Below are 18,078 nucleotides of genomic sequence, written 5' to 3' on the forward strand. Positions count from 1 at the left end.
GTCTTGATTGCGATATATGATGGCAGATTAACGCAAGACAGACGGATCGGACAGGTTTAACTTGGTCGCATTCCAAAACGCACAAGATGTGACACGGTCATCGCCACCAAAGTGACCCTGTCCCGGGAGATAAAATGTCCAAGGAAATCATACCGGAGGCCAGCAATCACGCCGCCCCACTTGGTGATGCCACCGGCGCGCCCATAGCTCCGGTCTATAAGGGATGGCGCAATCCGGAAGTTCTGCTGATCGTGATGGCGGCTGCCATGCCACTGTCCTTTTCGACCTGGATGGCGCTTTTAAACAACTTTTCGGTCGAGATGGCCGATTTTACCGGGCGCGAGATCGGCATCCTGCAGTCGCTGCGCGAAATTCCGGGCTTCCTTGCCTTTACCGCGATCTTTGTCCTGCTGATCCTGCGTGAACAGACATTTGCCGTTATCTCGTTGCTGGTGCTTGGCATTGGGGTTGCGATCTCGGGCTATTTCCCGACCGTGATTGGGCTTTATTGCACAACGGTTCTGATGTCGATCGGCTTCCATTATTTTGAAACCATGCAGCAGGCCTTGTCCCTGCAATGGGTGCGCAAGGACCGCACGGCGATGGTGATGGGGCGGCAGCTTTCGGCCAAGTCGATCTCGTCGCTGGTGATGTTTGGCATTGTCTGGGTGATGCTTGAAGTCTTTGATGTCGAGTATCGCTATGTCTATTTGCTTGGCGGGGCGCTGACGATCATCGCAGCCCTGTTTGTCTGGGGGGCTTTCCCGAAATTCTCCGATGCCCATCCGCAAACCAAGAAGCTGATCCTGCGCAAACGCTATTGGTTGTATTACGCCCTGACCTTCATGAGTGGCGCGCGCCGTCAGATCTTTACCGTTTTTGCCGGCTTCCTGATGGTGGAAAAGTTCGGATATGATGCAGCCACCATCACCCTGCTTTATCTGGTGAACCATGTGATCAACATGTTCCTGGCACCCAAGATCGGCAAGATGATCGGCAAATGGGGTGAACGCCGTGCGCTGGTATTTGAATATGCAGGTCTGTTCATCGTTTTCGTCTCTTACGCCTTTGTCGAAAACCATGTGCTGGCCGGTGGACTTTATGTGATTGATCACCTGTTCTTTGCCCTGGCGATCGCCATCAAGACATATTTCCAGAAGATCGCCGATCCAGCGGATATTTCCTCGACCGCCGGGGTCAGCTTTACAATCAACCATATCGCGGCTGTCTTCATCCCGGCCGCCTTCGGGTTGCTGTGGCTGATTTCACCGGGTGCGGTATTCCTGGCCGGTGCTGCCATGGCCTTTGTCTCATTGGTTCTGGCGCTTAACGTTCCGCATGATCCGGAACCGGGCAATGAGGTTGTGCGCGGCTATAAGTCGACCACGCTGCAGCCTGCCTGATTGGCAGAACTGTTCAATATCGGAAACGCCTGCCCCTTGTGGCAGGCGTTTCTGTTTGTGTTTGCCTTGTCTTTTTCGCAAAATCTTCAAAACCCCGCCACTTAAACGGGACTACAGTTTCGCAGTTTCACGCATAAGCAGGGATAGGGCCCAATGGCATATTTCAACAAAAGAGCTGCCCGCATTGCCGGGATTTCAACGGTACTGGCACTCGTAAGCAGCACGGCCCTGGCCGATAGCACGGTATCGCTGCGTATTCTCGAAACGACCGACATCCACACGCATCTGGTCAATTATGACTATTACCGCGATGGCGCGTCTGACACGGTTGGTCTGGCAAAGGTCGCGACCTTGCTCAAGACCGCGCGCGGCGAAGCAGACAACGTTGTCTTTATCGACAATGGTGACCTGATCCAGGGCAACCCGCTTGGCGATTACATGGCCAAGGAACGGGGGCTTGAGGATGGCGATGTTCATCCGGTCTATAAGGCGATGAACCTGCTTGATTATGATGCCGCCAATATCGGCAACCACGAATTCAATTACGGCCTCGATTTTCTTGGCAAGTCGCTGGCTGGCGCGAACTTCCCCTATGTCAGTGCCAATGTCTTTGTCGATGACGGCGATGGCAATCCCGATAACGACAAGCCGTATTTCGAGCCCTATGTGCTGCTGGATCGCGAATTCACCGATAGCGACGGCAAGGTGCATAAAGCCAAGGTCGGCGTGATCGGCTTTGTCCCGCCGCAAATCATGCAATGGGACAAGGCCAACCTTGAAGGCAAGGTGATCGCCAAGGACATCATCGAAATGGCCGAAAAATACGTTCCGGAAATGCGTGAAAAGGGCGCGGATATCGTCATCGCCGTCCCGCATTCGGGGCTTTCGACCATGGCGCGCAACGGTATGGAAGAAAATGCCACCTATTACCTGTCCGAGGTCGATGGCATCGATGCCATCCTGTTTGGTCATGCTCATACGGTATTCCCGTCCGAAAACTTTGCCGATCTTGACGGTGTTGATCTGGCCAAGGGCACGATCAATGGTGTTGCTGCAGTGATGCCGGGCTTCTGGGGCAGTCATTTGGGGGTAATTGACCTGACGCTGAATGTCACTGATGACGGCGAATGGAGTGTTACTGACAGCCTGTCTGACGCACGTCCGATCTATCAACGCGAAGGCCGCACCGTGACCCCGCTGGTAGAAGCCGATCCGGAAATCATTGCCGCAGTCCAGGAAGAGCACGAAGCAACCATCGCCTATATGCGCGAAGGGGTCGGCACAACATCCGCCCCGATCAACAGCTTCTTTGCGCTGGTGGCCGATGATCCGTCGATCCAGATCGTGACCAATGCCCAGAAATGGTATCTTGAGAAAATCCTGAACGGGTCGGAATATGATGGCATCCCGATCCTGTCGGCCGGTGCGCCGTTCAAGGCCGGTGGTCGCGGTGGTCCGGACTATTTCACCGACATCCCCGAAGGCCAGATTGCGCTTAAAAACGTTGCCGATCTTTACATCTATCCCAACACCGTGCGTGCGGTATTGCTTGATGGCGATCAGGTGCGTGAATGGCTTGAAATGTCAGCCGGCCAGTTCAACCAGATTGACCCGAATAGCCGCGAAGAACAGGTGCTGATCAATCCGGACTTCCCGACCTATAATTATGATGTGATTGACGGGGTGACCTATGAAATCGATGTCACCAAGCCAGCGCGCTACAACAAGGCGGGCGAGGTGATCAATGCCGATAGTCACCGCATCACTAATCTGAATTTCGAGGGCAAACCGGTCACCGCCGATCAGAAGTTTGTCGTTGCGACCAACAACTATCGCGCAGGCGGTGGCGGTAACTTCCCGGGGCTTGATGGATCAACCATCATTGTCGAGGCGCCTGATGAAAACCGCACGGTGCTTGCCAACTATATCCTGACCGAAAAGGAAATTGATCCGCAAGCCGATGGCAACTGGACCTTCGCCCCAATTGGCGAGGCATCCAATGTCACCTTTGTGACCAGCCCCAAGGCATCCTCGGCGATCAATGCACCCGATAATATCAGCTTCGTTGGTGAAGACGCGGAAGGCTTTGCCAAATACGTGCTGCAAACCCGGTAACAGGTTACAGCCAAAATCATCCAATGAAAAAAGCCGCCCGGGTATTGGGCGGCTTTTTGCTTTTCGCAGCTTTCCGGAAACGTACCCGAATGAAAGCAGGTTATTTCTTGTTGGCTGCCTGCGGGCCTTTGCCGCCAGCGCCACCCTGCTGTGCAGGGGGATTGTCTTCGCGCGGGTTCTTGCCGTTCAGGTAAGCCTGCGCGCAATGCTCGTCGCAATAGGGCTTGCTCGGCACGATTTTCTTGCCGCAGAAATGGAAATCATCATCACCCGGATCGCCAAACGGCCAACGGCACATGCCCGGGCCCAGATCAAAGATCGAAATGCCTTTGGTCTGCTGTTTGGGAGCCGGTGCCTTTTTCTGTTCTGCTTCCTCGGCACGGCGCTGGATCGGGGACGGGCGCTTGGGCAGCCCAAGGCGATGTGCCTTGCCAACGACGGCATTCTTGCCGACGCCGAGTTCCTCACCGATGCGTGCCGTGGTCCAGCCCTGATTCCAGAGCGAGGTCAGCAATTCAATCTTTTCCGGCGTCCAGCTCATTTCGAGTATATTCCGTATTTCTTTGTCTGCCGTCGAAGTATTCCACGGCAAGGGCTTGTTGTTCGATGTCAAACAGGGATACAGAGGTATCGCCTAATATCGTGTAACGCAAGGGTCTTGGAGATTCGCATCCCGTCCCGTCTGCGCGAACAGGGCAATTTGCATGTTGAAGCCACAATGTAAAGAGGGGATCTTGTTTTGACCGGGTTTTTCATCGCCATTGCGGTTTTCCTGGCAGGCCACATTATACCCGGCCTGCTGCGCGAAAGGCTTGTCGGTCTCATCGGCTATCGTCCCTATATTGTCGGCTTCTCGATCCTGTCGATTTTCCTGTTTGGCTGGGTGGTTCACGAGGTTCTGGTCGCGGAGTCGTTTTTGCTCTGGGATCATCAAACCTGGCAGGCACAGCTTCTTATTGTTGTGATGTTGCCTGCCTGTATTTTGTGGGCCTGTGCCATTCTTCAACCCTGTCCGCTGTCGATCGGCCGAAAAACCGGGTTTGATCCGGCAAGGCCCGGCATCAACGGGTTTTGTCGACATCCGCTATTGCTCGGCATGATCATCTGGGGGATCGGCCACATGATTGCCAATGGGGATCTGGTCGCGGTCCTGTTCTTTGGCGGCAGTGCAGCTTTTGCCCTGATCGGTTTCTGGCGGATGGAAAAAATCCGTCTGCGCGATATCACGCCGGATCAACGCGCGATCTGGCTGGAGGCGACCCGGCGTTTTGCACCGTCCGGCTTGCTGCGCGTTGCGGTCCGCTGGCAGGACCTTCTGGCAGGTATCATTCTTTATGTCATTTTGCTTGGCGGGCACGGCCATGTGATTGGCGTGGATCCGCGCATGATGGCGGGCTGGTAACGCACTTCTTATTGCAACGCTTGTCAGGCAAGGCTTTGACAGGGATACTGTGGGTCACGGCGCAGGGCATCTGCGCTGGCCGCTTTGCCGTGTTGGATGGCAAAGGGCAGTTTCAAGCGAGGTAACATGACGTCTCCTCAACTTGCGAGCAGTCTGGCCAAATTTGCCGAAATGGAAGGCCGTCATCCGCGGCTTCTGCTGGCAACCGCATCCTCTGTTGAAGAAAAGCACGACAAACATGTCGCAACCCTGTTTGCCGACGGCGGGTTTGATGTGGATGTTGCCCCCCGTCATTCCGATGCGCAATCCATTGCCCGGCAGGTGATTGATTGTGATGCGGATATGCTCGTTCTAATCAGAACATCCCTGACGGCTGAAGACCGGGTCAGTGTTGCCGATCTGATTTCGTCGCTGGATGCGCTTGATGCTGCATATGTCAAAGTCGGCATTGTTGGCCATGCCGATGATCCGGCAGCCGGCAATGTTGATTTTATCTGTGATCTTGAACATCTGCAGACAAGCGATTGCGAAGCGCTGATTGACTATATTTTGGCAGTTGAAGAAGGCCGGGTTGCACAACATATTTAGAACATTGATAAAATCCGGTTAAAACCGGGGCAATGTTTTCGAAACCCTTTGGGCGCATAATGATGCACAATAGTTGCACCCCCGGACGGGCTGTTTAATCAAGGGATGAATGTATGGGATTGCTCAAGGAAACGCTGATGCGCGTCTTTGTCGGCAAAAAAGGCCGGGATGCGATTCAGGCATATAATGACGCACAATCCCTTCATGTGCGCGACAGTGCGACGGCGGAAAAGACTGCCGCACAGGCACGTCAGGCACGCCGCATCGAAGACCGCGCCCTTGCCCATCAGGACGAGGGCATGTCGCTTGAAGAAGCCCGCGCACTTGCCCTTGCCGAAACCCTGACCGAACAGGCCGATGCCCCGCATACCGAAATCATGAAGGCGCTCAATGCCGCCGATGCCAAGCTTGGCAAAAAGAAAAGCAAAATCTCAACGCCCGAGGACGAACGCCGTCAGGAACTGATTTCCGAGGCGGTCAAGGCATTGCGCAGCAAGCAAGGCGATCTTGACAAGCTTGATCCGGATCTTCGTGCCAAACTGACCGTCATGGCGGTGGGTGCCCTGATGGGCGGGCCGAACACGCCGCGTCAGTAAACCGCAAGGTCGATGGTCGAAAAAACAGATGGCACCACCCGGTCGGGCTGGTGCCTTTTTGTTTGCCGTGATCAAAAAACGACGGGGTGGGGCTTATGGCTCAAGACTGCGGTGCAGGCCCGTGACAAGTTCGCCGTAAGATGGCTCGTTGTCGGCGCTGAGATACCCGTGGCGGATCAGGAAATCAATCACCACCAGCGCGCAGTTGAACTTGAAATCAAAGCCGGTGCGGACCATCTCGGCCACCTCGGCGATGGGTAGAAGGTCAAACCGCTCGACCTCGCCATCGGCGCAGTGCGGGACAAAGTCTTCGGGCAATTCCAGATCGAAATTGACCATGATGTCGGGCTTCAGGCCTTCGGCGGTTTCATACAGATAGGATACAGTGCCGATCGCGATGACGTTTTCAGCCAAGCTTGCCGGGATGCCAGCTTCTTCGGCGCATTCCTTGATCATGTTTTCGCGAAAGCCAAGCCCGGTCGGTTGGCCGCCAGCCACCATATTGTCGAGCATGCCGGGATAGGTAGGTTTGTCCTGTGCGCGTTTGGCGATCCACATGTGAATGCCGTCCGCCTTGCGAACAAAGCCGTTCATATGCACGCCCCATGACCGACAGCCGAAATAGGGCATGGCAAAACGGTCAAGCTGACACAGCGGATCATCGGCAAGCCGATTGCGGATATCGAACTTCTCGCCGTGCAGGCGCTTTATCACGCCCTGTTCGCAAAGGGTTTCCGTGGCATCGATCAGGATCTGGTTGCGGTGATCAACGGTTTTGATGTGCGGACCAAACCCGTACTCGCCGTTCTCATCGCGGATGAAACTGTCGCCCAGCCCGGTGAGGGCCGTGGCAAATTCTGACCGGATGGCGCCGACCGGAAGGTTGCCAATGCGAAAGCGGGCATAGCGCGACAGATTGGCGTTGTTACAAGCATGGATGTGATCAAGATAGGCCAAGTCGGAACTCCTGTCGGCAAGGGCGCTGCAATTTGCTGCAGCGCCGCGTGCCCGGACAGCCTACGCGCTAAGTGCGGAGTTTGAATAGCCCTTTTCCGAGGTCAGAACCGTATTCACGTGAATGATCTGTCGCAGGCAGCGCGCGATATGTTCAGCAACCTTGGTTTCAAGTTGCTGGACCTGGATATCGATCTGCAATTCTTCATAGCCACGCATCCCATCGGCAACGGTGGAATGCCAGCTGGCCGGAACAAGGTTGCGCTTGGCAAACAGTTCAAGGACACGCGGCATCACGTCCGGTTCGGCAGCGGCGTGAACGGAAAAACAGTAAACGGATTTGGGGGTATGTGCGTCGTGTGTGGACGCAGCAAATGCATGATCGGTCATGACAATGCTCACAGATATTCAGTACATCAAAAAGGCGAACAGATACGTCCCGGTGTCCTTAGACAACCGGGCTGATAATTCGCGCAATGATGACCGAAAGAATGCTGTGGTGTGTCATGAAGCTATTTAAAGAAGGGTCTCTTCAAAACCGAAAGGTTTGAATGGGGACACAAATGACGAAAGCGGAAGCCTGGTCAGATGACCAGAAGCGATGCGATGACAGCCAGAATGGTACCAGCGAACAGGATTTCCATCGAACGGGCGATCTGCTGTTCACGGGCAATGGCGATTGCAACGGCTTTGCGCTTATTCATCATGTTTACTCCGTCTTCTGACAGGTAGTGGCAATGTGCCGCTCTCGGCACACGTCAAATATAGGCAGGCAAAAGCCCGAGTTACAAGAGTTCAGAGTCAAAAAACGTCAAAAAACTTTCAACCTCATGGAAAAGGTCACGTTTTTGATCGCTGTTTTGTCACAAATTGGCTCGGCCTTTCCTGCTTGGGCTTCTGTATCGCTTCTCAGGGCTGCTCGCGATCAGACAGTTTCAATACCGCTATCGCGATTCGCCGGGGTTTCTGCGGTTTCGCTCTGGTTTACCACGTGCCAGTAATCGCTGATTGGCTTGGGATATCCGTACTTATAGCCCTGCACCGAACGGCAATCATGATCGGTCAGGAAGCTTGCCTGCTCGTCGGTTTCGACCCCTTCGGCAATGACATCAAGATTAAGGTCACGGCTGAGATTTATGACCGCACGGACGATGGCGATGGCCTGATCGTTGCTAACCAGCTTCTTGATGAAGGACTGATCAATCTTGATTCGGTCGACCGGGAAGTTCTGCAAGGTCGCGAGTGACGAATAGCCCGTGCCGAAATCATCCATGGCAATCCGCACACCAAGTTTCTTGATGTCCGAAAGGATCTTCATCGAGCGCGCCGGATTATGAATAAGTGCTGTTTCGGTGACTTCCAGCTCAAGGCGCTTCGGGTCGAGGCCCGTTTCTTCAAGGATCTCGGCAACCAGTTCCGGTAATTCATGCTTCTGAAGCTGCACAGCCGACAGGTTGACCCCGATACCCAGCGGGTTTTTCCAGCGAGATGCTTCCAGGCACGCGGTTCTCAGCACCCATTCACCCAGCGGTACGATCAGGCCGGTTTCCTCGGCAATCGGGATGAAGCGGCCCGGCGGGATCGATCCCATTTCCGGATCGGTCCAGCGCAGCAGCGCTTCAAACGAATTGATCACTCGGCCATCGGTCTGGCATTGCGGCTGGTAATGCAGTTCAAGCTGGCCGTTCTCCATCGCATTGCGCAGGTTAGAGGAAAGCTGGCGCTTGAAGCGGTATTCTTCGTCCATCTCGGGGGAATAGAACACCATGTCATTGCCGCCCGATTGCTTGACCCGATACATCGCCAGGTCGGCATGGAACAGGATGCTTTCGCCGTCATTGCCGTCAGCCGGGTAATGGGCGATGCCAATACTTGAGGAAAGCTTGGCGCGGTGTTCTGCATTGATGAAGACCGGGATGGCGACACAATCAAGGATCTGCTGGGCAACATCGCGCGACCGCGCAATTACGTCGTCCTCATCCGCACCCTCTTTATGCTGCAGCAGGGTGACAAATTCGTCGCCGCCAACGCGTGCGATGACGACATCATCGGAAAACAGTTTCGACAGACGTTCCCCCAGTTCGCGCAGGGCATGGTCACCGGCAATGTGGCCATAGCTGTCATTGAGTTCCTTGAAGTGATCGAAATCGATGCACATCACGGTGGCGGGCGTGCCGGTTTTATCGGATTTCTGAAGGGCGGCCGCCAACCGGTCGTTAAAGGTTGTCCGGTTCAGAAGTTTGGTCAGCGAATCATGTTCGGCCAGGAAGCGGATATGGTGTTCGGCCGCGCGCCGTTCGCGCAAGTCACGAAGACCGAAGATCACCGTTGCATCCGAAAACTCATCGGCGGGAATTTCGCGCCGCACTACCTCGACCGGGATTTCGCTGTTATTGGTCCAGGACAGGTTGGTCTCGGCATAGCTGATCTCCCCCGACTTGAAAGCAACTGGCGTCGCCGAAAGCCATTCGCTTAGAAAATCGCAATCAAGGATCTCCGCACGGCTCACCCCGCCCAGCTTCAGGAAACTGTCATTGGCATCAATCACCTGGCCATTCTGGGTCAGGACAAGCGCCTCGATCGCGGAGTCGCCCAGAATACGCATGCGGTTGCTGACATGATCGCGAAGCTGGCGATCGACAAGGGCGGTCACAAAGCCAATGGCAATCAGAATGGCTGCAACCACCGCAACTCCGACGGCAAGATATTCTTGCGAAATCAGCTGTTCGGGGACGGGCACGGTTGGATCGGGGGTAATGATCAGTGCGCCCATTGCGCTGAAGTGCATGGTCGCAACGGCGATGGTCAAACTGGCTTTGCCCAGCAGTTTCTGACGTTCGGTTTGTGCCGCACCCGCAAGCCAAAGCGACACTATTCCGAACAGTGCGCCCATCACGATGGCGGCAATCACGATATCCATGTGCCAGCTGATAACACCGGGAACGCTGATGGCGGACATGCCGGTAAAATGCATCGCCGAAATGCCAAGCCCGACAACAAGGCCGCCGACGATCCGCGACATCAAACGATGCGGCCCGCCGACTGACGCAATGGCAAAGCCGATGGTGGTTGCGGCAATCGCAATCGCCAGTGAAACCGCCGTTTCAACCGGTTCATATCCAACGGGAACCGTTGGGTCATAGGACATCATTGCGATGAAATGAGTGGCCCAGATGCCCCCACCGGTCACAACACCGGTCAGGAACAGCCATGCGATTTTCTGGCGCAGGCGGCCGATGCAGGCCCGTGCGTACAGATTGAATGCGGTATGAATGCCGCCCAGTCCGATCAGAAGGGCAACAAGGACCAGTACGATGTCGTGCTGGTGGGCCAGGCAGTCATAAATTCTGTACATTAACGAGCCGATTTAAAAATTTATGTAATAGTTTCAAATACTATCACATTTTACTGGTGTAATTTTAATTCGGCCTTTGTACGCGAAGCAACCCAAAATGGATCCTTCGCGTTTTGGTTTCTAACGGATGACAACGTCGCGTTGGCCAATCATGCGCGGGGTACTGTCACCACGGGTAAAGGTAATCTCCCCGTGATAGGTCCCGGCTGGCCAATTGCTTCCGGGGCGGTCCATATTGATAAAGAACCACTTTGCGCGCGGACCGGCATCATTGGGCAGATCAATGACAAAGTCACGATGACCGCCCTTGCCATCGGGGGTTTGCAGGCTCATGCGGATGACGTCACCATCATTGGCCCCGATAAGGTAAGCCCAGAAATAAAGCCCCGGGCTGGTGCTTGGCAGTTCCTGATCCTTGCCATAGCCGCGCTTGAGGTCAGACGCATTCGGGCGTGCCATGGAAAACCCGTGACCATAAAGCGTGATTTCGTTGTAGGTCAGCTGTGCTCGAGCAGTCGTCGACCAAAGGGCCGCGTTCTCAACACTGCAATCGTTTGACGTGCTCGACCCCATGGTGGTGCCGCTAAACGGATCAACAAGTTCGCCATCCTTGCGCAGGTTGAAATGCAGATGCGGGAAGGTGGCCTGACCGGAAATGCCGATGCGGCCAATGACCTGTCCCCGGCTGACCCGGTCGCCCTGTTTGACTGCGACCCATCCACGGCGCAAATGGCAATACTGGCTTTGCCAGCCATTATCGTGATCAATCAGGATGCCATTGCCGCATTCAATGCCTTCAAGGCTGCTGGTGGCGATCCGGCCAGAGTCGATATCCTCGACCCCGTCGCGCAGCGCAACAACCGTGCCGTCCGCAATCGACAAGACCGGAACGCCGTCAAGCATGGTTGCCTCATCCGGAATGGCGAAATCAGTACCGCGATGGCCATCATATGTCGTGGTACCACAGGCATAGTCACGAATGTTCGGACCGGCATCATGATCAACGTAATGCACGATGTCGCAGGTATTGCCTTCACATACGATTGGCAAATCGAACGGTGGGCCATCCGCAAAAGCGGTGCTGCCAAAGGATAGGGTCGCGAACACCGAAAGAAAAAGTGTCCGAATAGATCCTGATCGTTCTGGCATAAGGCCCCCTGTTTTCGAATTTGGTCACTGCACTTTGGTGTTCTGGTATGAATCACCTTTCTCTAACATAAAGGTGATCAGGCTGCGACGTGCAAGATATTGTTTGTAGATTGCGCTTTCCGCTATCACTTCAAGATGGCAAATATGAACACGATCTCATCACGCAAGGCAGGATGAAATGGATCAGAGCGGATTGTTTCGGCTGGGTATCTTTGCCGCTATTCTGGCGGTCATGGCTTTGTGGGAGGCCCTGGCCCCCTATCGGCCCAAGGAAGCCGTGCGCCGTCCCATGCGCTGGCTGACCAATTTTGGCCTACTGTTGCTAAGCGCTGCACTGACACGGTTCACCATCGGTGCGGCAATGATCGCGACGGCCATCTGGGCGCAGGCCAATGGCTGGGGCCTGAACAACATTGCAGGACTACCGGCGCTTCTGGCGGGCCTTATCACTATCATTGTTCTGGATTGTGCAATCTATTGGCAGCATCGCCTGACCCATATCGTGCCGATCTTCTGGCGGTTCCATCGGGTGCATCACTGCGATACCGAATTTGATGTCTCGACCGCTGTGCGCTTTCACCCGTTCGAGATCGTCGCATCCGCACTTTATAAATCGTTCTTTGTTCTGATGATCGGTGCCGATCCATGGGCGGTGGTGGTGTATGAAAGCATGCTTAGCGGCTTTGCCCTGTTTAACCACGGCAATGTCCATCTGCCCAAAAGCCTGGATCGGGCCTTGCGCATGCTGGTGGTGACACCCGATATGCACCGGGTTCACCATTCCAGTGTGATGAAAGAAACCAACAGCAACTACGGCAATATCCTGTCGGTCTGGGATCGCCTGTTTGTCAGCTACATCGACCACACCAGGGTCAATGATCACGACATGCAGATCGGCCTTGAAGAATTCCGCGACAAGGACAGTCAAAGTTTGCTGGGTGTTTTGTGCATGCCGTTCAGGCGCCGCTGATCAGGGCTTACGCCGGAACCACCCCACGCACTGCCATCGCCGACGCCACCAGTGACCTGCGCCCATCGGTCTTGCCACCAAGATAGGCCAGTCGGGTGGCCTGCTGGATTTCGTGGGCCATGTCGGCATATTGCCGATTAAAGAATGTGCGGATCAGGCTGTGCGCACCCATCAGCGATTGCCAATAATCATCGAAATCGATGAAGTCCATGCGCACAGCCAAGGTGGTTGTGTCGATGTCGCGCAAACCCGCATCCGACCAAAGATCATAAAGATCGTCTTCGTCCTTATAGGGAACGTCAAAAATCTCCTCGCGGAGCTTTTCACCTTCTACCCCGGCCAGAATGGCGGCGGCATCGAGAAACAGCCGGATAAAGGTCAGCCCGCCAGAACGGTCCCAGACCGATGCGGCCACCCGACCATCAGGTTTGGTCACACGTACCATTTCGCCCAAAGCCTTCACCGGGTCTTCCAGGTCATTGATCAGAAGCTGCGAACAGGCGGTATCAAAACTGTTGTCGTCAAAGGGCAGGGACGACGCATCACCGGTCTTGAGTTCGATATTCGCCGCTTCTTCGCGCAGGGCATCGGTCAGGTAATCGGGGATCAGGTCAATACCGACAACGCGCGCATCGGGATACCGGTTTGCCGCGGCCAGCGTCAGGCTGCCGGTGCCGCAGCCGACATCAACCAGCGCCCCACAGGACGGGGCGGCAACAAAATCAAGGAAACTGCGCGACAGGCGGCGGCTCCATCGACCCATGGCAATTTCATAGGTGTCGGCAATCGTGTTGTTCATCCGGGGCGTTTCCTCAAATTTGTTTGATTTATTTTAATCCGGTGCCAGATGGCCATGCCCTGATATGTCCCGCTTCCCAACAATTTCAAGCATTAGGACCTTTGCCAATTGGCCATTCGACGAAATAGGCATTGCTCATTTCAAAAAATGCGCAATAAAATTACAAATATTGCATTGCAAAATAATCATAAGCGCGACATCTGCAATGTAAGCGACTGCGCAACAGGCAAGGGGTTCCAAGGAAATGAACGAACGCGACGGACTTCACGGGCTGTATCTCGAAGATCTCGAGGTCGGCTTGTCAGCAAGTTATGGCAAGACAGTCACCGAAACCGACATTGTGATGTTTGCCGGTATTACCGGCGATACCAATCCGGTGCACCTTAATCAGGATTACGCCGAAACCACGATGTTTGAAGGCCGCATTGCCCATGGCATGCTTTCCGCCGGGTTTATTTCCACCGTTCTTGGTACCCGCCTTCCGGGGCCGGGCACCATTTATCTTTCGCAAAACCTGCAATTCAAGGCACCGGTTCGCATTGGCGATACCGTGACGGCACGGGTGACTGTGCGTGAAATCATCGCGGAAAAGAAACGCGCCATTCTCGAAACCAATTGCTATGTCGGGGATCGTTGCGTGATCACCGGTGAAGCAACGGTCATGGTGCCCTCACGCGGCTAGGGTCAGGAAACGGCGCTTTTTTGTCGGAAAAGTCTTTACGCTTCGGGCCTGCGCCCTATATAGCTGCCTGCTGGATTTGCCGATAAAAGGTCGGCAGGCATGGAACGCAGCAAAGAGAGACCGGCGCGAATGCGCGTTTTTCGATCTTTTGAGAACCTGACCGATGATGCGCGCGGCGCCGTTGTGGCGATCGGCAATTTCGATGGTTTGCATCTGGGGCATCAAACGCTTCTGGATCAGGCCCGCGCGATTGCCCGCGATCTCGGCGCGCCGCTTGCCATCCTGACCTTTGAACCCCATCCGCGCATGCTGTTTCGCGCCGATGATCCGCCATTTCGCCTGACCTCGGCCGAGGATCGCGAAACTGCGGCTGGCAGCATTGATATCGACCTGTTCTACGAGGTCGAATTCAATCGCGACTTCGCGGCCATGACCGCCGAAGAATTCATCGAGCGCGTTCTGGTCAGCGGCCTTGGTGCCAAGCATATCGTTGTTGGCTGGGATTTCTGTTTCGGCAAGGGCCGGGCAGGTGACGTTGATCTGTTGCGCGCGATTGGCGAGAAGTCCGGTTTTGGCGTAACCGCGGTAACCGCTGTGACCCATGATAACGGGATTGTCTATTCCTCGACTGCGATCCGTCAGGCGCTGCGTGAAGGCCGCCCGGAAGACGCCAAGCATCTTTTGGGGCGCCCGTGGGAAATCGCCGGGATTGTCGCCCATGGCGATGCGCGTGGTCGGACGATCGGTTTTCCAACCGCCAATGTGGCATTGGGTAATCACCTGCGCCCGAAATTCGGTGTCTATGCCGTCGAACTTGGACTGGTTTCCGAAGAAGATGGCAAAACCGTTGAACGCTGGGTGCCCGGAGTCGCCAATATCGGTGTGCGGCCAAGCTTTGGCGGTGATGACGATGCCGGGCTTGAAGCACACCTTTTTGACTTTGATCAGGACATCTATGACCGGCGGGTCCGCGTGCGTCTGCACGGCTTTATCCGTGGGGAACAGAAGTTCGATGGGCTTGATGCCCTGAAGGCCCAGATCGCAGCAGATGTGATCACTGCCAAGGATATTCTCGGCAAGATTTGAATTTGTTGACGAACCCGCTATGATCCGCGCGCTTTTCGCAAGATTGGCGTTTGCGAGATCTCCGGGGGTTCGCCCTTTTAATTTGTTCAAGACGACAGGACCGTCACGATGAGTGTCGAATACAAGAAAACCGTTATCCTGCCCAAGACCGATTTCCCGATGCGGGCGGGTTTGCCAAAGATGGAGCCCACCCTGCTTGAGCAGTGGAAAAACGAGGACCTCTACGGCAAAATTCGCGGTATTTCTGCCGATCGTGAAATGTTTGTCCTGCATGACGGCCCTCCTTACGCGAACGGCCACCTGCATATTGGTCATGCACTGAACAAGATCCTTAAAGACGTGATCACCCGTTCCCAGCAGATGCTGGGCAAGAACGCTGTTTACGTTCCGGGTTGGGACTGCCACGGCCTTCCGATCGAATGGAAGATCGAAGAACAGTATCGTGCCAAGGGCAAGAACAAGGACGATGTTCCGATTGCCGAATTCCGCAAGGAATGCCGCGAGTTCGCCCAGAAATGGCTTGATGTTCAGCGCGAAGAATTCAAACGCCTTGGCGTGATGGGTGACTGGGATAACCCCTATGTCACCATGGATTACAAGGCAGAAGCCTCCATCGCGCGTGAACTCGGCAAGTTCCTGATGAACGGTTCGCTCTATATGGGCTCGAAACCGGTCATGTGGTCGGTGGTTGAAAAGACCGCGCTCGCCGAGGCCGAGGTCGAATATCACGACCATACGTCGAAAACGATCTATGTCCGTTTCCCGGTCACCGAGACCAAGGTTGATCTGCTGAAAGATGCGACCATCGTCATCTGGACCACGACCCCGTGGACCATTCCGGGCAACCGTGCAATTTCCTATGGCGAAGACATCGAATATTCCGTCATCGAAGTCACCGAAACCGCCGAAGAAGCATGGGCCACCGTTGGCGAGAAGATGGCGGTTTGTACCGACCTTCTCGAAGACCTGTGCAAGAACGGTCGCGTGACTGGTCACAAGGTTGTCGGCACCTTCAAGGGTTCCGAACTTGAAGGTACTCTGTCGGCCCATCCGTTCCGCGGGCAGGGTTATGAGTTCGATGTGCCGCTTCTGGCTGCTGATTATGTCACGACCGATACCGGTACCGGCTTTGTCCATACCGCACCGACCCACGGCCCAGACGATTACCAGACCGGTCTGAAATACGGTCTGGAAGTACCGGAAATGGTCGATGGCGACGGTGCCTATTATCAGACCGTGCCGCTGTTTGCCGGCGAACGTATCTATGACGAAAACGGCAAGGAAGCCGGTGCGAACGAAGCGGTTATCGCCAAGCTGATCGAAGTTGGCGCGCTGCTGTCGCGTGGTCGTCTCAAGCACTCCTATCCGTGCTCCTGGCGTTCCAAGGCGCCGGTGATCTATCGCACCACGCCGCAGTGGTTCATTTCCATGCAGGACAATGACCTGCGCGAAAAGGCGCTCAAGGCGATTGATGAAACCCGCTTTGTGCCGGAAGCCGGTCGCAACCGCCTGCATTCCATGATCGCCAACCGTCCGGACTGGTGCGTTTCGCGTCAGCGCGCATGGGGGGTGCCGATCACGGGGTTCATCGAAAAAAGCACTCGTCAGCCGCTGCGTGATCAGGAAGTTCTTGATCGTGTTTACGAAGCCTTCTGCGAAGAAGGGGCCGATGCATGGTTCACCCGTGACGCGCAGTATTTCCTTGGCGACAAATACAAGGCCGATGATTTCGAACAGGTCACCGACGTTCTTGACGTCTGGTTTGATTCCGGTTCGACCCACGCCTTCGTGCTTGAAGAACGTCAGGACCTGAAATGGCCAGCGGATCTGTATCTCGAAGGTTCTGATCAGCATCGCGGCTGGTTCCACAGCTCGCTGCTTGAATCATGCGGCACCCGTGGTCGTGCACCGTATGAAGCGGTTCTGACCCACGGCTTCGTGCTTGATGGTGAAGGCCGCAAGATGTCCAAGTCGCTGGGCAACGTCATTGCGCCGAACGATGTGATCGACAAGCTGGGCGCCGATATCCTGCGTCTTTGGGTGGTTAGCTCGGACTATCATGATGATCTGCGCATCAGCCATGAAATCATTCAGCGCCATTCCGACATCTATCGTCGTCTGCGCAACACGCTGCGCTTCCTGCTGGGGAACCTTGATGGCTTCACCGAGTCCGAAAAGGTCGCCGATAACGAACTCCCGGAACTCGAACGCTGGGTTCTGCATCGTCTGAGCCACCTTGATGACATGGTGCGCAAGACGACCGCGGATTACGATTTCCACACCATGTTTATCGAGCTGCATAACTTCTGCGCGCTCGATATGTCGGCGTTCTACCTTGATATCCGCAAGGACGCGCTTTATTGCGACGCGCCAAGCAGCCTGCGCCGTCGCGCGGCCCGCACCGTCATGGATCGCGTGTTTGATTGCCTTGTGCGTTGGTTGGCACCGGTTCTGTGCTTTACCGCCGATGAAGCATGGCGTGCCCGTTATGGTGCCGATAGCTCCGTCCATTCGGAAACCTTCAACACGGTGTCCGATGGCTGGAAAGACGATGCACTGGCTGCCAAATGGGCAAAAATCCGCAAGCTTCGCCGTGTTGTCACCGGTGCGCTTGAACTTGAACGTGCGGAAAAACGCATTGGCGCAAGCCTTGATGCCGCACCGAAGGTTTATGCCGACGCCGAATATGTCGAAGCACTTAACGGCCTTAATCTTGCCGAAATCGCCATTACATCTGACATCGAACTGATCACGGGTGAAGCACCGGCTGGTGCCTATACCCTTGATGATGTTGCAGGTGTTGGTGTCGTGCCGGCATTGGCAGACGGCGAGAAATGCGAACGTTGCTGGCAGACCCTGCCGGAAGTCGGCAGCCACGCCGAACACAAAGCCGTTTGCAACCGCTGTGCGGATGCCGTTGATGAAATGGGAATTGCTGCCGAATAAGGGTGGCGTTTGGGAAAGCCCTGCCTGATGGCA

Annotated in this window: 16 protein-coding genes; 9 read left to right on the forward strand and 7 right to left on the reverse strand. The window is 55.1% G+C overall.

Features of this window, described 5'->3' with window-relative positions; genetic code table 11:
* Positions 1 to 134 precede the first annotated feature (134 nt).
* Positions 135 to 1,403, forward strand: coding sequence for an MFS transporter (locus tag CMO10_RS14860; RefSeq protein WP_297023731.1), 1,269 nt, complete (start codon positions 135 to 137; stop codon positions 1,401 to 1,403).
* 153 nt (positions 1,404 to 1,556) lie between these two features.
* Positions 1,557 to 3,518 carry a bifunctional 2',3'-cyclic-nucleotide 2'-phosphodiesterase/3'-nucleotidase gene (locus tag CMO10_RS14865; RefSeq protein ID WP_297023734.1) on the forward strand — a complete coding sequence of 654 codons (1,962 nt, stop codon included), beginning with the start codon at positions 1,557 to 1,559 and terminating at the stop codon, positions 3,516 to 3,518.
* 100 nt (positions 3,519 to 3,618) lie between these two features.
* Here the strand turns inward: CMO10_RS14865 and CMO10_RS14870 are convergent, their stop codons facing one another.
* A complete protein-coding gene (locus CMO10_RS14870) occupies positions 3,619 to 4,059 on the reverse strand; it encodes a GcrA family cell cycle regulator (protein WP_044827738.1) in 441 nt (146 codons plus the stop codon).
* 198 nt (positions 4,060 to 4,257) lie between these two features.
* Between CMO10_RS14870 and CMO10_RS14875 the strand changes: the two genes are divergently transcribed.
* The 3 genes from CMO10_RS14875 (at position 4,258) to CMO10_RS14885 (ending at position 6,104) form a co-directional block, all read left to right on the forward strand.
* Positions 4,258 to 4,920, forward strand: a complete 663-nt coding sequence (locus tag CMO10_RS14875) for an NnrU family protein (protein WP_297023738.1) — start codon at positions 4,258 to 4,260, stop codon at positions 4,918 to 4,920.
* Positions 4,921 to 5,046: 126 nt separating this feature from the next.
* Positions 5,047 to 5,508, forward strand: a complete 462-nt coding sequence (locus tag CMO10_RS14880) for a methylmalonyl-CoA mutase (RefSeq protein ID WP_297023740.1) — start codon at positions 5,047 to 5,049, stop codon at positions 5,506 to 5,508.
* A 113-nt stretch (positions 5,509 to 5,621) separates the two neighbouring features.
* A complete protein-coding gene (locus CMO10_RS14885) occupies positions 5,622 to 6,104 on the forward strand; it encodes a hypothetical protein (RefSeq protein ID WP_297023743.1) in 483 nt (160 codons plus the stop codon).
* 93 nt (positions 6,105 to 6,197) lie between these two features.
* Here the strand turns inward: CMO10_RS14885 and CMO10_RS14890 are convergent, their stop codons facing one another.
* From CMO10_RS14890 to CMO10_RS14910, 5 genes are all read right to left on the reverse strand, one after another.
* The gene (locus CMO10_RS14890; protein WP_297023746.1) at positions 6,198 to 7,061 is read right to left on the reverse strand and encodes an NUDIX hydrolase; all 864 of its coding nucleotides are present in this window, start codon (positions 7,059 to 7,061) and stop codon (positions 6,198 to 6,200) included.
* A gap of 60 nt (positions 7,062 to 7,121) precedes the next feature.
* Positions 7,122 to 7,448: a hypothetical protein gene (locus tag CMO10_RS14895; RefSeq protein ID WP_297023748.1), complete on the reverse strand. Its 327-nt coding sequence runs from the start codon at positions 7,446 to 7,448 to the stop codon at positions 7,122 to 7,124.
* A 194-nt stretch (positions 7,449 to 7,642) separates the two neighbouring features.
* Positions 7,643 to 7,765 carry a hypothetical protein gene (locus CMO10_RS14900; RefSeq protein WP_255356118.1) on the reverse strand — a complete coding sequence of 41 codons (123 nt, stop codon included), beginning with the start codon at positions 7,763 to 7,765 and terminating at the stop codon, positions 7,643 to 7,645.
* Positions 7,766 to 7,983: 218 nt separating this feature from the next.
* On the reverse strand, positions 7,984 to 10,413 hold the full coding sequence (locus CMO10_RS14905) for an EAL domain-containing protein (protein ID WP_297023751.1): 2,430 nt from the start codon (positions 10,411 to 10,413) through the stop codon (positions 7,984 to 7,986).
* A gap of 120 nt (positions 10,414 to 10,533) precedes the next feature.
* Positions 10,534 to 11,520 (reverse strand): M23 family metallopeptidase, encoded by a 987-nt coding sequence (locus tag CMO10_RS14910; RefSeq protein ID WP_297023754.1) that lies wholly within the window; start codon positions 11,518 to 11,520, stop codon positions 10,534 to 10,536.
* Positions 11,521 to 11,740: 220 nt separating this feature from the next.
* Here CMO10_RS14910 and CMO10_RS14915 point away from each other — a divergent pair, with 220 nt between their 5' ends.
* Entirely contained in the window at positions 11,741 to 12,532 is a 792-nt protein-coding gene (locus tag CMO10_RS14915; RefSeq protein ID WP_297023757.1) for a sterol desaturase family protein, read from the forward strand.
* 7 nt (positions 12,533 to 12,539) lie between these two features.
* Here CMO10_RS14915 and CMO10_RS14920 read toward each other — a convergent pair whose 3' ends face one another.
* The gene (locus CMO10_RS14920) at positions 12,540 to 13,331 is read right to left on the reverse strand and encodes a methyltransferase domain-containing protein (RefSeq protein ID WP_044827745.1); all 792 of its coding nucleotides are present in this window, start codon (positions 13,329 to 13,331) and stop codon (positions 12,540 to 12,542) included.
* A gap of 244 nt (positions 13,332 to 13,575) precedes the next feature.
* On the opposite strand from CMO10_RS14920, the gene CMO10_RS14925 reads away from it, so the two are divergent.
* The 3 genes from CMO10_RS14925 to ileS all read left to right on the forward strand — a co-directional run bounded on the left by CMO10_RS14925 (position 13,576) and on the right by ileS (position 18,045).
* Positions 13,576 to 14,013, forward strand: a complete 438-nt coding sequence (locus CMO10_RS14925; protein WP_044827746.1) for a MaoC family dehydratase — start codon at positions 13,576 to 13,578, stop codon at positions 14,011 to 14,013.
* A 129-nt stretch (positions 14,014 to 14,142) separates the two neighbouring features.
* The gene (locus tag CMO10_RS14930; RefSeq protein ID WP_297023764.1) at positions 14,143 to 15,099 is read left to right on the forward strand and encodes a bifunctional riboflavin kinase/FAD synthetase; all 957 of its coding nucleotides are present in this window, start codon (positions 14,143 to 14,145) and stop codon (positions 15,097 to 15,099) included.
* A 108-nt stretch (positions 15,100 to 15,207) separates the two neighbouring features.
* Positions 15,208 to 18,045 (forward strand): isoleucine--tRNA ligase, encoded by a 2,838-nt coding sequence (gene ileS / locus CMO10_RS14935; RefSeq protein WP_297023767.1) that lies wholly within the window; start codon positions 15,208 to 15,210, stop codon positions 18,043 to 18,045.
* Positions 18,046 to 18,078: the final 33 nt, after the last annotated feature.

Source organism: Thalassospira sp. (assembly GCF_002709775.1).
GTDB lineage: Bacteria > Pseudomonadota > Alphaproteobacteria > Rhodospirillales > Thalassospiraceae > Thalassospira.

Bases quoted from the DNA above. Each gene is read 5' to 3' on its own strand.
- CMO10_RS14925 (WP_044827746.1), top strand. From the start codon at position 13,576: ATGAACGAACGCGACGGACTTCACGGGCTGTATCTCGAAGATCTCGAG.
- CMO10_RS14895 (WP_297023748.1), bottom strand. From the start codon at position 7,448: ATGACCGATCATGCATTTGCTGCGTCCACACACGACGCACATACCCCC.
- CMO10_RS14900 (WP_255356118.1), bottom strand. From the start codon at position 7,765: ATGATGAATAAGCGCAAAGCCGTTGCAATCGCCATTGCCCGTGAACAG.
- CMO10_RS14870 (WP_044827738.1), bottom strand. From the start codon at position 4,059: ATGAGCTGGACGCCGGAAAAGATTGAATTGCTGACCTCGCTCTGGAAT.
- CMO10_RS14860 (WP_297023731.1), top strand. From the start codon at position 135: ATGTCCAAGGAAATCATACCGGAGGCCAGCAATCACGCCGCCCCACTT.
- CMO10_RS14915 (WP_297023757.1), top strand. From the start codon at position 11,741: ATGGATCAGAGCGGATTGTTTCGGCTGGGTATCTTTGCCGCTATTCTG.
- CMO10_RS14920 (WP_044827745.1), bottom strand. From the start codon at position 13,331: ATGAACAACACGATTGCCGACACCTATGAAATTGCCATGGGTCGATGG.
- CMO10_RS14885 (WP_297023743.1), top strand. From the start codon at position 5,622: ATGGGATTGCTCAAGGAAACGCTGATGCGCGTCTTTGTCGGCAAAAAA.
- ileS (WP_297023767.1), top strand. From the start codon at position 15,208: ATGAGTGTCGAATACAAGAAAACCGTTATCCTGCCCAAGACCGATTTC.
- CMO10_RS14865 (WP_297023734.1), top strand. From the start codon at position 1,557: ATGGCATATTTCAACAAAAGAGCTGCCCGCATTGCCGGGATTTCAACG.
- CMO10_RS14880 (WP_297023740.1), top strand. From the start codon at position 5,047: ATGACGTCTCCTCAACTTGCGAGCAGTCTGGCCAAATTTGCCGAAATG.
- CMO10_RS14930 (WP_297023764.1), top strand. From the start codon at position 14,143: ATGCGCGTTTTTCGATCTTTTGAGAACCTGACCGATGATGCGCGCGGC.
- CMO10_RS14905 (WP_297023751.1), bottom strand. From the start codon at position 10,413: ATGTACAGAATTTATGACTGCCTGGCCCACCAGCACGACATCGTACTG.